This is a genomic window from Thiomicrolovo immobilis (assembly GCF_039645955.1).
Lineage (GTDB): Bacteria > Campylobacterota > Campylobacteria > Campylobacterales > Sulfurimonadaceae > Thiomicrolovo > Thiomicrolovo diazotrophicus.
The window spans coordinates 886,813-901,857 of the sequence record NZ_CP147916.1; the positions used below are offsets into that span (position 1 = coordinate 886,813).

Here is a 15,045-nt window from a genome sequence, read left to right on the forward strand (position 1 = left end):
AAGCTTTCTTTCGCTATACTCACGAGATTTTATTACGTAATAAGGGTACAGGTATGGCTTTCGATAACGAAGCATTTGAAGAAGAAAATTTCGCCGAGATGCTGGAGGCTTCTTTCCAGGAGCAAGAATCAAATCGCATCACCGAAGGTGAAATTGTCGCAATCCAGGAAGACGATAATCGCGCGCTCGTCGGAGTTGGAGAGAAACTGGAAGGTATCATCAGTCTTGATGAGATCAGGGATGAAGCAGGCGACCTGCTTTTCAACGTCGGTGACAAGATCACGGTTATGGTCACAGGACACTACAACGAGCGTCCGAAGATCTCCTACCGCAAGGTCCTCGAGCAGCAGAAGACGATGGAATTCGTCGAAGCGCACAAAGAGGATTTCGAAGATGTGATCATCGAAGGCATCGTGACCAAGAAGAACCGCGGCGGCTACGTGATCGAAGCGGACGGCGTCAGCTTCTTCATGCCGCGTTCACTCGCGGCGTTCAAAGAGAGCGACAATGTCATCGGTCGCAAAGTCAAGGCGCAGGTCATCAAGCTTGATCCGGAAGACAACTCCATCGTCGTCTCCCGCCGCAAACTCTTCAACGAAGAGCGCAAGCGCAAGAAAGAGATCATCGACCAGCTGATGGAAGAGGGTACGATTGTCGAAGGTGTCATCAAGAAGATCACCAGCTACGGTATGTTTGTAGACGTCGGCGGTGTCGACGGTCTGGTCCACTACAACGAGATCAGCTACAAAGGCCCGGTCAACCCGTCCAAGCTCTACAACGAAGGCGACAAAGTCAACGTCAAAGCGATCGCTTACGACAAAGACAAACGCCACCTCTCCCTCTCCATCAAAGCGGTCCAGCCGGATCCGTGGAAAGAGATCGAGGACGAACTCGAAGCGGGCGATACCATCACTGTCACCGTCAGCAACATCGAGCCGTACGGTGCGTTCGTTGACCTCGGAAACGATATCGAAGGTTTCCTCCATATCTCAGAGATCACCTGGGACAAAAACATTAAGAACCCGAAAGACTACCTGACCGTCGGCGACGACATTGACGTCGAGGTGATCGACGTTGATCCGGAGAAGCACAAGCTGCGCGTCTCCCTCAAGCGTCTCCTGCCGAAACCTTTCGACGAATTCGCGAAGAAATTCAAAGAGGGCGATATTGTGACCGGTACCGTCACATCCCTGACGGACTTCGGTGCGTTCGTCAAGATCGCCGGCGTCGAAGGCCTCCTGCACAACCAGGATACGACTTGGGAAAAAGGTGTCAAAGCCAAAGACCTCTTCAAGTCCGGTGACGAAGTCGAAGTCAAGATCGCGAAGATCAACCGCGACGACCAGAAGATCTCCCTCAACCGCAAGATGCTCGAAGAGAGCCCGGTTGAGAAGTTTGCCGCTTCCCACCGCGTCAACGACATCGTCAAGGGCAGCGTCCGTGACGTAAAAGACTTCGGTGTCTTCGTCTCCCTCAGCGACGGCGTCGATGCGCTGATCCGCAACGAAGACCTCGAACCGCTCAAAGCGGAAGAGCTCGAAAAAGGGCAGGAGATCGAAGCGGCAATCGTTGCGATCGATGCCAAGCGCGACCGCATCCGCCTCTCTGTCCGCAAACTCGACAGACTGCACGATCAGAAAATCCTCGACAAGCTCAACGAAGAGGACGGCTCCAACAGCCTCGGCGACCTGATCAAAGACCAACTCAAAAAATAACCCCTTTCCGCACCGGCGGAGGGGCTTCCCAAATTTATCAGCAATGCCCTGCGAGGCAGGTACTTGTTGATAACATTTTCAATTTTACTTTAGGATTTTAAGATGGAAAAATATAAAGTAGTCGTGTGTGACCATATTCACGAAGCCGGGCTCGAGATGCTTCAGAACGATCCGCAGATCGATTACGTCTTTGCTGCCGATGTCGACAAAACGGCGCTGCTCGATGTCATCGCCGACGCCGACGTCGCGATCACACGCTCCTCTACCGACGTGGATGACAAGTTTATCGGTGCCGCCAAGCAGATGAAGGCGATCGTCCGCGCCGGTGTCGGTGTCGACAATGTCGATATCGACGGCTGTTCCAAAGAGGGGATCATCGTCATGAACGTCCCGACGGCCAATACGATCGCCGCCGTCGAGCTGACCATGGCCCATATGCTCTCCTGTATGCGTATGTTCCCCTACTCCCACGACCATCTTAAAAACCAGCGCATCTGGAAGCGCGAGAAATGGTACGGCTACGAGCTCAAGGGCAAGAAGCTCGGTATCATCGGTTTCGGTAACATCGGCAGCCGCGTCGGGGTACGCTGCAAGGCGTTCGAGATGGACGTCGTGGCTTACGACCCGTACATCCCGGCCTCCAAGGCGACAGACCTCGGCGTGAAATACACGGACAGCTTCGATGAGATCCTCGGCTGCGACATTATTACGATCCATACGCCGAAGAACTCTGAGACAATCGACATCATCGGTGCCGATGAGATCGCGAAGATGAAAGACGGCGTCGTGCTCGTCAACTGTGCCCGCGGCGGCCTTTACAATGAAGAAGCGCTCTATGACGGTCTGAAATCCGGCAAGATCCGCTTCGCCGGTATCGACGTCTTCAAGAAAGAGCCGGCAACGGACCACCCGCTGCTCGACCTGGACAACATCGTCGTCTCCCCGCACCTCGGTGCGAACACCTTCGAATCCCAGTACAACATCGGTACGCAGGCGGCGCAGCAGGCGATTGAGGCGGCCAAGGGCATTGCCTTCCCGAACGCCTTCAACCTGCCGATCGACGAGACGAAGATCCCGGCATTCGTCAAACCGTTCCTGGAGCTCGGACAGAAGATCGGCTTTATGGCGAGCGAGCTCAACCGTGCACCGATCGTCTCCATCAAGGTCAGCGCACAGGGCGATATCGCCGAGTACCTCGATTCGCTGAGCACCTTCGTCACCGTCGGTACGCTGGCGGACAAGACGGGAGACACCATCAACTACGTCAACGCCTCTTTCATCGCCGAGCAGAAGGGGATCAAGATCGAGACCTCTGCCGAGCTCGGCAGCAGCGCCTATAAAAACCTCATTTCCGTCAAACTGACGACGGACAAGCGTGTCGTCGATATCGACGCGACGATCTTCGAAGAGGGCGTCCAGCGTATCGTCGAGGTCAACGGTTTCGACCTCGATGTCGAGCCGAAGGGGAACTTTACCCTCTTCAAAAACACCGACGTCCCGGGCGTGATCGGCAAAGTGGGATCGCTGCTGGCGCGTAACGGCGTCAACATCGGCGACTTCCGCCTGGGCCGCAACAGCAACGGCGAGGCCCTTGCCGTCATTATCACCGACACGCCGGTCAAAGACGCAGCACTTTCAGAGCTCTCCGCCCTTGAAGAGTGCATCAGCGTCGACACCGTCCGCCTCTAAAGAGACCATCGGAGCTTTCCGGTGTTCTCGCACTTCCCCGCAGGAACCCTCCCTTTTCTAGCCGAACTCCAGGGCAATAACAGCAAGGCGTGGTTTGACGCCAACAAGATGCTCTACCATGAACTTGTGCTCGAACCCAGCCGTGCATTTGTCGAGGAGATGGGCGAACACCTCATGGCCCTCGTGCCGACGATCAATGCCGTACCGAAAGTCAACGGTTCGCTCTTCCGCATCTACCGCGACCAGCGTTTCCATTTCGACGAGCCGCCGCTGAAGGACCATATCGGCATCGTCTTCTGGCAGGGCGGCGGCAAGCGGATGCAGAGCAGCGCCTTTTACCTTCATTTCGATCCGCAAACGCTCCTGGTCGCAACGGGCCTGCGCCGCTTCAAGCCGGCCATGCTCTCCGCGTATCGTTCCTATCTGAAATCCGAGGAGCGTCGCAAGGAGCTGCAGGCAATCCTCGAACGTCTGACACAGAAGGGGTACAGGCTGCCGGAGAAACGTTACAAGCGTTTGCCGGCCGGTTTTGACGCATCAATGCCGCTGGCGGAGCTGGCCCTGTATAACTGCATGTATGCTTCTACGGAGACCAAGGCGGCGCTGATCACGTCCGAGATGCTCATTGACACGCTTTATGCCCATTACGAAGCGATGCTGCCGCTGCAGCAGTGGGTGTACGAGATGACGCTCTATGCGGAGCAGCAGGCGTGACGCTACCGATGCTTTCCGGGGACAAGCGACGGGTAGTCTATCCGGTTGCGCAGACGGTACTCCTTCGGACAGATGCCTTCATGGTTTTTGAAAAAACGCCCCAGTTGTGAGGGGCTTTCGAAGTTGAGGGCGTATGCGATCTGTTTGATCGACATATTGCCGAAGCAGAGCAGGTACTGTATCTCCTTGATGATACGCAGGTGGATATAGGAGAGCGCGCTGCGGTGCAGGGTCGCCTTGACCGTTTCGCTGAGATGTTTCGGGGTGACGGCCATCATCTCGGCATAGGCTTTGACGCTCTTTTTGTTCCAGAAATGCTCTTCGATCAGGACGAGGAACTCCGCGCTGAGCTGTTCGGCCCTGGTGAGGTTCTGCGGAAGGCCGGCATTCTGCTTTTCGCGTTTAAGGATGAAGAGCAGCTGGGTGATCAGCATCTTGGCCATACTCCTGAAATCCTCTTTTTTCTGACGCAGTTCATAGCTAAGCTGTTCGTAAAGGGAGAGGACCTGGGCATAGCTCGCCGTATCGAGGACGACATCGTTCTGGTGAAGCCGGTGAAAGGCGAAGAGCGGATTGAGGGCTTCGGAGGAGAGGTTCTCCTCTTCAATGAACGCCTTGTCGAAAAGCAGCACATAGGTTTTCGACTCTTCCGAGATATCCCTGAACGCATAGATGGAGCCCGGACAGACCAGTTGCAGTGCCTGCGGTTGTATCGTGTAGTCAAAATGGTTGACACTGCGGATGGTCTCCCCTTTTAGGCGGAGAAAAAGGGCGTAATAGTCGAAGCGCAGAGGAATACCGTGACTCGGAGCGATGTCATCGAGCAGCAAGACGACATCCTTCGCTTCGAAACCTTCGGCGTAAAAGTCCATGCCGAAGGAGGGATTGGGTTTGAAAAGGTATTTATAGGTATTGATCGTCTCTTCGATCGTGTATAGCGGAAGCGGCGCCCCCATTGTCTCACCTTTCGTCTTTTGCCTATTATAGTGACGCAATAACTATAGAAAAATCAAATAATCCGACTAATTGCACAGTTAAGCGAACATTGGCTCTTTCCAACGGATGAAGGTGCTGTTAAGATGGTGGGGTAGTACTGCAAAATTCATTTTGAGGCCGCCATGGCCTTTGATAAAAAGGATTCTCAATGTTATTACCGAACCGCAAAATGGCAGTGATGGTGTTGGCGTCCGTCGTGACAGGGCTTTTCTCGGGACTCTCCGCCGACGAGCCGGCACTGGCGTACAAGTACGATGATCAGCGGCTTCAGTGGGGGCCTTGCCCTGCTTTCCTCGGCGAGGCGTGCAAGATCGCCGTTTTGCATGGCGATCCGGCCAAGCCCCACACGGATGTTTTGTTCAAAGTCCCGGGGGATTACAAGATTCCGCACCACTGGCATACCTCGGCGGAGCGCATGATCCTCGTCTCGGGCAATATGACGGTCCAGTACGACAACCAGAAAGCCGAATTGATTGAAACCGGTATGTATGCTTTCGGACCAGAGAAGCATCCGCATGTCGCCTACTGCGAAAAAGGGGACCCCTGTGTGCTCTTTATCGCATTCAACGAACCCATTGATGCTTTCGAGATTATGAAACCCGCTGAATAAGAGGGAAGAGGGCGGTTATTTATTATGCCGCTGCCGCCACAGGCGCATCAGGGCGTTTTCGCCCAGGGGATGCCTGTGCTTCACCCGGAAGCTGTGGACCCATTCCCGGACAAAATCCTTCTGCAGGGTTGCGTTGATGGCCGCGGTGATGACCATGGCAATGAAGGCGCCGATAGTGGCAAAGAGCATATCCTTGTGCGCATCCCAGGCGTCGCCCTGGGTACCGAGATAGGCCATCCCCAGGTCGCCGCCGAAATAGACGGCCGCGCCCCATTCGACCAGTTCATAGAGCATGGAGCTGGCCATGGTGACGAGGAGGGGGAAAAAGTAGCCCCAGAACCCTTTGACGTCGACGACCCGCAGGAAGAACTCCCGCAGCGGGTAGGCGAGCAGCAGGCCGTAGAGAAAATGGACGACACGGTCGAAGTTGTTGCGCTCCCAGCCAAAGAGCCCGTTGAGCGAAATACCGAAGAGGGATTGTCCCCACGCCTCATAGGGCACTTCGGCATAGGTGTAGTGGGCGCCGATTTCGTGCAGGTAGAGAAAAAGAAAGATCAGCGTCAGCGAAATGCGCGAAAGGGGGAAGGTTCTGTAGGTCGTGGCGAAAAAAAGTACGGCCAGCAGGACCAGGACGTTTTCGAGCAGCCAGTCATGCCGGTCATAGGGGGCGAATGCGAGGAGGATGAATTCCACTGCGAAGAGCATGCAGAGGAGGAGAAGGTAGCGGTTATGGGCGTAGCAGCACTCCTCTTCCTGTTGCATTCACTCTCCTGTCGGCCGGATTAGCTCTTCTTTTCAGCGGGCTTTTCGGCAGGCTTTTCGGCAGGCTTTTCGGCTGCGGCGTCCTGAACGGGTTTGGCCGCGGCTTCGGACGTTTTGCGATGGCTTTCGCCTTCAAAGATCCCTTTGGACTCGATCACCATCTCTTTTGAGGAGATGACCCCTCCGACATAACCGTTCTCCTTGATTTCGACACGATCGACGTCGACGGTTCCTTCGATGCGGCCGCGCACGATAAGGTGCGGTGCCTTGACTTCGCCGACGATCACACCGTTCTGTCCGACGGTGATGACCCCCTTGGAATGTATCGTTCCCTCCAGACGTCCGTCAAAAAAGACGTCGCACTCGAGGGCTATTTCGCCTTTGAGTAAAGCGCCAGCTGTGATGATGGTGGTACTGGTGTTGGTGACGGGAGCTTTTGCAGGTGCTGATCCCGTGTTATTGTTGCTACCAAAGATTGCCATGGTACTTTTTTCTCCTTTTCAAAGATGGTGGCATAGTGTTCAAGATCCCACTTGATGAACCAGTAGGGATTGAGTTTGCGCTGGATAAATCGCACTTCATAATGAAGGTGCGGTCCGTTGCTCATCCCGCTGTTGCCCGTATAGCCGATAACGTCGCCTCTTCTGACATACTGGCCGGATTTGACGCTGATCTTGTTGAGGTGGCCGAAATAGGTCTTGAAGCCGTAGTTGTTGTCGACGATGATCAGACGCCCGTAGCCGCTGCTGCTGTGCAGCCCTGCGTACTCGATGACGCCGTCTGCCGTGGCATGAATGGGGGTGTTCATCGGCGCGCGGAGGTCGCTGCCGGGATGGAACTCTTTGCGGTGGAGCGTGGGGTGGGTACGGTAGCCGAATTTGCTCGTAATGCCCCGGTACTCGACGGGGGAACCGTTGGGGATGTGCTGCAGCAGCGCCGCGCGCTGTACGGAGGTCATCTGGGCGATCTCAACGCGTTCAAGCAGGCTGCTCTCCGTTTCCGTATCGGGCGCCAGGCCGATCAGGCTTTCGATGCCGTCGAGGCGGTCGGAAACGGTGGTAAGCTCCTTCTGTTTCGCGGCCAGGTCCAGCTCGGCCGCGGTGATAGAGCTGCGCAGTTCGGCGTTGTGCGCTTCGAGCTGAAGCTTTTTCTCGTCGATATCGTTGAGGGAGACGTTGAGGAAGACAATAAACGCGACCCCTGCGGCAATCAGTGTGACGAGGCCTGCTCCCGCGTACAGAAGGACTTTCTTGACGATATTGTGCAGGCTGTACTGCCGTACGCCGTCAATGTCGTGTATCGTGACAGTGAAGCGTGTATTCATCCTTCCGCGTCTCCTATGATACTGCCGAAACAGCCCTCTTTATTTTTATGTATGAAAATTAAATTATTATCTTTGTTTAACAAAATATTTATATGACATTATACCTTGATTTGATGCGGTATCGTTTCCGTAAAAACGGTACGATGTCATACTGAGATCAATATATAATATTTTTAAATACCGCGCTCATTTTACATTGCTAATCTTAAGAAAATTATAAAGCATTAAATTCATGTTTTTTAATATTTATTTTAAATAAAATTTGATAGAAGAATCCCCTCTGCTTCCCGAAAATCCTCAGGAGACGTCTATATCGCTTTTCAGTTTTCTGCCGCCGGAGATTTCAAAAGTATGGCGTTCATAGAAGTTCAGTGTCCTGTCAAACTCCGGCAGGGGAGGCGTCGTCACCTCCAACCGCTTCCACCCTCTGGAGGCGGCAAAATCTTTGGCGCGCTTCAAGAGCGCCACACCTACTCCCATCGAACGGTAGGGGGGACGTACATAGAGTTCCGGAATCGTACCGTAGGCTCCTTCGGCGTAGAGGGCGTAACTTTCATAGAGTGAAATAAAACCGATCGCCTCTCCGGTTGCGGGGTCCTTGGCGAGGAAGACGTAATAGACGCCTCTGGATAACAGCTCCGCAGCCCGGGTTTCCGTCTCATCCTGATGAAAACGGAAGGCTTTGACGTTGATACGCTCCATGATCTCGTGAAGCAGTTCCCCGGTCATGAGGGCGATGTCGCGGGCATTTTCAGGTGTGGCGCAGATGATAGTGGGGTGCATGGGGTATGTCTCCTTGGGATCGGGCGTATCAGGCTTTTGCGAGCAGAACGCTGCCTGTACCTATCATGACGCTCCCGGCCGTGCGCTTCAGACGTTTTTGCGACTGCTCGCTTTTGAAAAGCATGCCGGTTCGCGCGGCGGAGAAGGCGTAAAAGAGCATGACGGAGCCGAGAATCAAGGCAAGTGCAAGCGCGGTGAGCACAACGTCGACACTTTCCAGAGCATGCAGGTCGACGAAGGCGGGGAGAAAGCCCAGATAGAAAAGGATAACCTTCGGATTGCCCAGCGTGATGGAGAGGCCGCTCAGGAATCCGTACTTCTTGGACGCCGCGACGCGCATCTGTTTGGGCGGTGCGCGCCACAACTGGACCCCCAGCCAGATGAGATAGGCGGCACCCGCATACTTGATCATGACAAAGAGGAGCGAAAAAACCTCGGCGACGGCCGCGAGGCCGTAGATAGCGGCCAAAAGAAAAACAAGATCGCCTGCAACGATCCCCGCGATGACGGGCAGGGTTGCGTTGAAGCCCGATGCCAGCGCTTTGGAAACCGTGATAAACGCCCCGGGACCGGGGGTAGCGGCCAGCAAGAACATGGCGACCGAAAAAGCCGCAAGGTCGTACACGCTCATTAATCTCCTTTCTTGCCTGGGTAAGCAAGTGCATTTGTGATGCCTTCGGGCGGGGTGCGCCTCTCCTCCGGGTCGGTCTCCGCAATGATTTCAGGCATCCACTCTGTCCCCGTGGCTCGGCGGTGTAGAGACCACTAAAAATTCCAAATCCAGCACGTGCTCGTTGTTCAGGGAGTGCGCAATCCCCGCAGGAATGTGAAAGCCTTCCCCGGGGGCCAGAAGGTATATTTCCCCGGAGACCTCAAGGGTGGCGATGCCGGAAAGTATATAGAAGAACTGCTCTGCACTGCTGTGGAGGTGACGGGTCTCCGATGCGCCCTGCGGCATGCGTTCGCGGATAACGTTGAGGTTGGCTGAAGCGGCCAGATGCCAACCGTCACAGTTCTCCCCCCATCCGTAATGATCGCTGTTTGTAATGGAAACGACGGGCAATGCAGCCTCCTTTATTGACGACGAAGTATGCCGGCAAGACCGGTCACACGCGTTTACGTGTTGATCTGCCTAGCAGCTTCATCTGCTCTCGTGACGAGATTGACCATGATGCTGAGGAAGATAACGAGCGATGAAACAAAGGCACCATTCCAGCGTCTTCTCCGGTTGCTCCCGGAGACCAGGACCACTACGAGCGGGATGAAAAATACATACCCGAGGACATAGGATATGGAACCTTGGCCCATCAGATAGGCGTAATAGGTATTGGCAAGAACGAGCAACGTCGTCAAAACAACAATGACAATATGGGGGTTTGGGTTGTCGTCAACGTTTTCTCTCCGCCTGAGATACCACAGACTCGGCAGGACGCCGAATACCAGGATAATCAGTGAAAAGATCGCAATCTCAAGCATACTTGTAGATTCCTTTTGTGAAATAAGCCCGCATCGGATGTCAAAGGGAAGGGCGTGACGGCATACGGCCGATGCCTATCGCCATATCCCTTTGCGCTTCTGCTCTCTCAGAACGGCGAGAGCCTCTTCCCTGATGAGGCTGGGATTGACCTCGAGGATCTCTTTAGCGACGGGCTGCAGTTCAGGGACGTCGCCGACCTTCATCGCCTCCAGTACCATGCGGACCTTGAAATGCAATTTGGCATTACTGGACAGGGACCATTTTGCGGACGCCGCGGTGAGGAACAGGTTGATATCCTGACGCTCGTCCAGGTGCTTCAGCAAAGCAATGATCGCATAGAGATATTCAAAGTCGCCGGTGGTGAAAAAGCAGGCCCAGTACATGTCGACTTTGGCGGGGGAGAGGGGTGCTGCATCCAGCAGCGCACTCGGCGATCGGCGCAAGGAGTGCATTAAGAGCGATTTGGCCGGTTCCCTGATGCCCTGTATTGTCTTCTCCCACTGCGCTTTCCGGGAAGCGTCATACATGGAAAAGAGCGAACTGAACGACATGAGCATCAGGGCTTTCGCATTTGGATTGGAGGCCATCTCGGAGGAGCCGAAAAAAGTAATGGCGCTGTCAATAAGCTCCGGTTGGGGATGGAGATAGAATGTATGAACGAAACCCTGGAATTCATTCATCGTTGTAATGTTTTCAAGCTTTTGGGTTGCGTGCACGGCGATGCTCAACAGAAGGACGAACGATAAAACAAGAAGCTTTTTCATGTCTACTCCTTTTTAGCCGACACTCTCCAGACGCTACAGCACTATAGCAGGACGAGCTTTGTCGTTGCCGTAAGGCGCCCAACAACTAACAGATAAGAACCATTGTACATGTTCAAACTTATTCCAACCAAAACTATTAATGTTAATTCTACCTGAATCGGCTGTTTTGTGCATGGCTTGAGGAGAAACGAATGTGCCGTCCTTTGATGCGGATGAGTGGGGAACCCCCGTCTATGCAGGTATTTGGGCGGGGTTGCGGAATGGATAGCGCAGAAGACATGGAAACAAAACGTGAGGACTCTCCCGATCGTTGCAAACGGCCACGGCATTGAAATATGGAATTTAAGCAAATCGAATAAACGGTAATATACAATATATGATGCTTAGAAACATAAAGTAAAAAGGAGGTGGATCAGATGATGAGAGGACTTATTGTGGCGATCTTTTTACTGACAGGAGGAATAGCAATGGCATCGGAATTAACACAGGAAGAGCAGATCAAGCAGTTGGAGGACGAGACCAAGCTTTTAACGAAAAAATCGGCATTGGTACAAGCGCAAAAAGCATTGGCGGATGCCGAGGCGGAGATGGATTCTGCGCAACTTCAAAAGATCAAAGCGGCACTGAGCGAGTGGAAGCTGCCCGAGGGGAACAAGGGGACGGTGACGGTCTCGGATGGGAAGGATAACACGGCGCTGCTTCGGAGCAAGCGCCCGATGCTGGCGTTGATGGACGAGATTGCCGATACGCTGGTTGATCTCTGCCCTGAAGGAGCCGTTCTGGTCTCGGAGGCGGAACTGAAAAAGGCATATATGTCAGCGTACACGCTCCGTATGATCGACGAATCGATTGCGGCGCTGCAAAGCTTCAATGCGCAAGCGACGCAGCCCTCGCCGGGGGAATCCATGAAAATGCAGGGAATGGCCGCTGCGATATCGTTGCTTGGCGTCGTCCCGGAGGTCATCGAGAGCGTTTCCAAACTCTTTCGCGTTGACCGCTCCATCACGGTGTTCAATGATGAAGCGGAGGCGGAAACGATCCTGAAAAATCTGCTGGATTCAAAAGCGAAAAGCAGATTTGTGACCCATCCGGCAGCCGTGGGCGGCGGAACCCAAAAGGAGGCAGAAGCACTTTTGGACAAAAGAACCACTATGAGCCGCGAACTCGGCGCTGCCATGATAAACCTGGAACGCGCTAAAAAGACGTCGGAGGGCGATGGCGCCGTTCTGGCTATGATAGAGACAGACATTCAGCATGCCAAAGCACTGCTGGAGACCCTGAATAAGAGCGAGGAGTTCTGGAATCAGGTTGAGGGGCAGATGATCGCATCGTCGATCAAGGAGAAGGATCTTCTTTTTCTGAAAACGTCGGTCCAGACGCTCCAGGTTAAAGAGTCCCGTTGGTATGCGAGTGACAAGTTGCTTGCCGTCGGTGAAGTGCAGGTCCTTTACCGGCTGACAGACCCCGACGGGGCGGTGAAGAAGGCCGGCGTCATTTTGAAATCTTCCAGGGCGGAAAATCTGTGCCTCGATAGGCTGCAACCTGCGGAGTGGTCGCGGCCGTAACGGGCATACATTCTATCAGGAACCGTGATGAAAGGAACGCCTGTTGATGCAGGGTTCTAAGCGCGGCGTTGAGGCCGTTATTTATTTGAATAGAGCGGTTCATCCACCTGCTCATGCCACGTTTCATCCAAAAGTTGGAACGTCCGGAATATCCCTAGACATTTCCGTACGCAGGTCAGTTTGAAAATTTTTCCCGGATGGTGTCGGCGATCTCTACCGGCGTTTTCAACTGTGCGAAACAGCTCTGTGTGCCGCAGAGCATGTAGTTTTTGTTATGGGTGGCTTTGACGCGAACGTAGGGGTAGGTGACCTCCGCCAGGGAGGGCGCGGCCATAGCCAGTTTGTCGGCATTGGCTTTGACGAGCAGGTCTTCGAAGCGGTAGCGGATCGCCTGGTTGAAGAGGTGGGGGTAGCTGATGGGTGCTTTCACCAGGTTGGCGGAGTAGAACTGCAGGGTTGTGAAGGCGAACTGCCGGTAGCTGTCATCCTGGAGCATGCCGAGGCTCAGCAGCAGATCGACAATCACCCCGATGGAACCGGGGTAGAGCGCGTCTGCCGGGTCCGCCTCCGTCGTGAACGCCCCGCGACTCAAATACCAGCGCCCGTTCTCATAGAACTCTTCCAGCGCGAAGTCGGCCATCCGCTGCGCCTGCATGAGCCAGACGTTGTCATACGTCGCTTCATACGCTTTGATAAACGCGGTGCCGAGGTAGGCGTAATCTTCCAAAAAGGCGCCGACCTTCGGGGTGCTATGAATGAGACCCGAGTGAAAGAGCGCTCCCTGGGGCATCACGAAATCCATAAGCGCCTCCAGCGCATCGACGGCCTTTTGCGTGTAGCTGGAGTCGGATTTCCCCAGCTCGAAGAGGCCGCGGATCATCATCGCGCTCCACGAGGTCTGCACCTTTTTGTCGATAAAGGGGTACTCGCGCGCCTGTCTCAGGGAGAGGAACACTTCCCGTACGGCGTCGAACCACTCCGGGCGGTCACCGGGCGACTCGAGCCAGACGATGTTGCGGCTCATGAAATTGCCCTCCGGCGTCACATGCAATGTGGCGAGGATCGTTTCCGTATCGTCTGCGCTGAAACCGTGTTCGAGCAGTGCGGTTTTGGCCGTGTCATACTCAAAAGTGTAGTAGATGCCCTGTGCGCCTTCGGTGTCGGCATCGATGGCGGAGTAGAAGAGGCCGTCTTCCTGCATTTTCCCGGTCATAAAGTCGGCGATCTCTATGGCTATTAGGGAATAGCTCGCGTCATTCAACATACGTCCGGCACGGGCGTAGAGCTCGCAGTGCAGCCCGTTGTCGAAGGTCATCTTCTCAAAACGGGGTATGAGCCAATCTACATCGGTACTGTAGCGGCAGAAGCCGCCGTCGATGAGGTCGTACATGCCGCCCCGGTGCATCGCCGAGAGGGTCTTTGTGAGCATCTGCTCGGCATCGGGATTGTTTTGCAGCAGGGAGATGTCCAGCAGCGCGTTGAGGGTGTAGATTTGCGGGAATTTCAGATCATTCGAAAAGCCGCCGCTGTTTGGCTCGAAAATGCGCAGCGCCTGTTTGACGAAGCGCTGTATCAGGGTAGCATTGAGCTGTTTCACCTCAATGGCTTGCGAGGCAGGTTTGTCCAGATAGGCCTGGATCTCGTCAGCGCTTTTGAACAGGCTTTTATCTTTTTGCGCCACTTTGGTCGCAATCAGCTTAGAGAGCTCCGTGAAACCGATCTTCTCTCCGCGGGAATTCGGCGTGATATAGGTCCCCGCGAAAATGGGCCGGTTGTCCGGGGTGCAGAAGACGGAAGTGGGCCATCCGCTCGGTTTGCGGTTCAGCAGGTGGTGGACCTCCTGGTAATATTTGTCGATATCCGGGCGCTCTTCACGATCAACTTTGATGCAGATATAGTGTTCGTTCAGGATCGCGGCGATCTTTTCATTGCTGAACACGTCGTGCTCCATGGCGTGGCACCAGTGGCAGGTGCTGTAGCCTATAGAGATGAAAATAGGGCGTGCTTCCGTACGGGCGCGTTCGAACGCTTCGTCGCACCAGGGATACCAGTCTATGGGGTTGTCTTTGTGTTGCTGCAGATAGGGGGAGTCTTCGAGTTCAAGTCTGTTGGGCATGGGCTTCCGATCTGTTTTGGGAAAGGACTTTAACAAACGAATCTATGTTTACGCCGCGCGTATTGCGTAGTTAGCGATAGTCCTTTACTTATGTTCGATGTGCAAGATTCGCTCTTTTGGTCTCGAATGGGGTATTAAACGCCCCCTTAATTAGTGCGATAGATGATGTTTTTCGATGATCTCGGTAAAGACCGCCTGGAGCACTGCTTCGTCCGGGAGCTCACCGCGCGCTGCTTTGCCCCGAAGATCGTAGAGCTCAAAAAGACGTGCAACATCTTCTTGTTTTAATTCGAAGCCTTTTGCTTCGATTGACCGCAGAAGTCCTTCGCTGACAGCAATTTGGTGTTCTTTATTTGCCACTGTCCACGCTTCACCCATGTACCAGTAGACAACCATGTCAGTGACCGGATAATGGCCTTTTTTGATGTAGGTGTAGTCATTGAAATATCGTTCCAGTCTATCCAATTGCATCAGCATCCTCCTGGCTTACATAACAGGAGGTGTGCAAAAGTCAGTCTATGCGTTAGAAA

At 54.1% G+C, this 15,045-nt stretch carries 16 protein-coding genes; 5 read left to right on the plus strand and 11 right to left on the minus strand.

Going from position 1 to position 15,045, the window contains the following annotated elements; all coding sequences use genetic code 11:
• Positions 1-53: 53 nt before the first annotated feature.
• The 3 genes from WCX72_RS04570 to WCX72_RS04580 all read left to right on the plus strand — a co-directional run bounded on the left by WCX72_RS04570 (position 54) and on the right by WCX72_RS04580 (position 4,118).
• Entirely contained in the window at positions 54-1,715 is a 1,662-nt protein-coding gene (locus WCX72_RS04570; protein ID WP_345971102.1) for a 30S ribosomal protein S1, read from the plus strand.
• A 102-nt stretch (positions 1,716-1,817) separates the two neighbouring features.
• The gene (gene serA, locus WCX72_RS04575) at positions 1,818-3,404 is read left to right on the plus strand and encodes a phosphoglycerate dehydrogenase (RefSeq protein WP_345971103.1); all 1,587 of its coding nucleotides are present in this window, start codon (positions 1,818-1,820) and stop codon (positions 3,402-3,404) included.
• 21 nt (positions 3,405-3,425) lie between these two features.
• Positions 3,426-4,118 (plus strand): DUF2461 domain-containing protein, encoded by a 693-nt coding sequence (locus tag WCX72_RS04580; RefSeq protein WP_345971104.1) that lies wholly within the window; start codon positions 3,426-3,428, stop codon positions 4,116-4,118.
• Positions 4,119-4,120: 2 nt separating this feature from the next.
• Here the strand turns inward: WCX72_RS04580 and WCX72_RS04585 are convergent, their stop codons facing one another.
• Complete coding sequence (locus WCX72_RS04585; protein ID WP_345971105.1) at positions 4,121-5,074, minus strand: AraC family transcriptional regulator; 954 nt, start codon at positions 5,072-5,074, stop codon at positions 4,121-4,123.
• Between the two features lie 188 nt (positions 5,075-5,262).
• Here WCX72_RS04585 and WCX72_RS04590 point away from each other — a divergent pair, with 188 nt between their 5' ends.
• Positions 5,263-5,724: a cupin domain-containing protein gene (locus WCX72_RS04590; RefSeq protein WP_345971107.1), complete on the plus strand. Its 462-nt coding sequence runs from the start codon at positions 5,263-5,265 to the stop codon at positions 5,722-5,724.
• A 15-nt stretch (positions 5,725-5,739) separates the two neighbouring features.
• Here the strand turns inward: WCX72_RS04590 and WCX72_RS04595 are convergent, their stop codons facing one another.
• The 8 genes from WCX72_RS04595 to WCX72_RS04630 form a co-directional block, all read right to left on the minus strand.
• Positions 5,740-6,486: a DUF2238 domain-containing protein gene (locus tag WCX72_RS04595; RefSeq protein ID WP_345971109.1), complete on the minus strand. Its 747-nt coding sequence runs from the start codon at positions 6,484-6,486 to the stop codon at positions 5,740-5,742.
• Positions 6,487-6,506: 20 nt separating this feature from the next.
• Positions 6,507-6,968, minus strand: coding sequence for a polymer-forming cytoskeletal protein (locus tag WCX72_RS04600; RefSeq protein WP_345971110.1), 462 nt, complete (start codon positions 6,966-6,968; stop codon positions 6,507-6,509).
• The gene (locus WCX72_RS04605; RefSeq protein ID WP_345971111.1) at positions 6,857-7,810 is read right to left on the minus strand and encodes a M23 family metallopeptidase; all 954 of its coding nucleotides are present in this window, start codon (positions 7,808-7,810) and stop codon (positions 6,857-6,859) included. Before WCX72_RS04605 ends, WCX72_RS04600 begins: the two co-directional genes overlap by 112 nt.
• A 297-nt stretch (positions 7,811-8,107) precedes the next feature.
• Positions 8,108-8,593, minus strand: a complete 486-nt coding sequence (locus tag WCX72_RS04610; RefSeq protein WP_345971112.1) for a GNAT family N-acetyltransferase — start codon at positions 8,591-8,593, stop codon at positions 8,108-8,110.
• A 28-nt stretch (positions 8,594-8,621) separates the two neighbouring features.
• Positions 8,622-9,224, minus strand: coding sequence for a LysE family translocator (locus tag WCX72_RS04615; protein ID WP_345971113.1), 603 nt, complete (start codon positions 9,222-9,224; stop codon positions 8,622-8,624).
• Positions 9,225-9,314: 90 nt separating this feature from the next.
• A complete protein-coding gene (locus WCX72_RS04620; RefSeq protein ID WP_345971519.1) occupies positions 9,315-9,671 on the minus strand; it encodes a cupin domain-containing protein in 357 nt (118 codons plus the stop codon).
• A 38-nt stretch (positions 9,672-9,709) separates the two neighbouring features.
• Positions 9,710-10,069 (minus strand): hypothetical protein, encoded by a 360-nt coding sequence (locus WCX72_RS04625; RefSeq protein ID WP_345971114.1) that lies wholly within the window; start codon positions 10,067-10,069, stop codon positions 9,710-9,712.
• Positions 10,070-10,144: 75 nt separating this feature from the next.
• Positions 10,145-10,834: a hypothetical protein gene (locus WCX72_RS04630; protein ID WP_345971116.1), complete on the minus strand. Its 690-nt coding sequence runs from the start codon at positions 10,832-10,834 to the stop codon at positions 10,145-10,147.
• 416 nt (positions 10,835-11,250) lie between these two features.
• On the opposite strand from WCX72_RS04630, the gene WCX72_RS04635 reads away from it, so the two are divergent.
• A complete protein-coding gene (locus tag WCX72_RS04635) occupies positions 11,251-12,399 on the plus strand; it encodes a hypothetical protein (protein WP_345971117.1) in 1,149 nt (382 codons plus the stop codon).
• A 175-nt stretch (positions 12,400-12,574) separates the two neighbouring features.
• On the opposite strand, the gene WCX72_RS04640 is transcribed toward WCX72_RS04635, so the two are convergent.
• Positions 12,575-14,515, minus strand: coding sequence for a thioredoxin domain-containing protein (locus WCX72_RS04640; protein WP_345971119.1), 1,941 nt, complete (start codon positions 14,513-14,515; stop codon positions 12,575-12,577).
• Between the two features lie 150 nt (positions 14,516-14,665).
• Complete coding sequence (locus WCX72_RS04645; protein WP_345971120.1) at positions 14,666-14,986, minus strand: hypothetical protein; 321 nt, start codon at positions 14,984-14,986, stop codon at positions 14,666-14,668.
• Between the last annotated feature and the right edge of the window lie 59 nt (positions 14,987-15,045).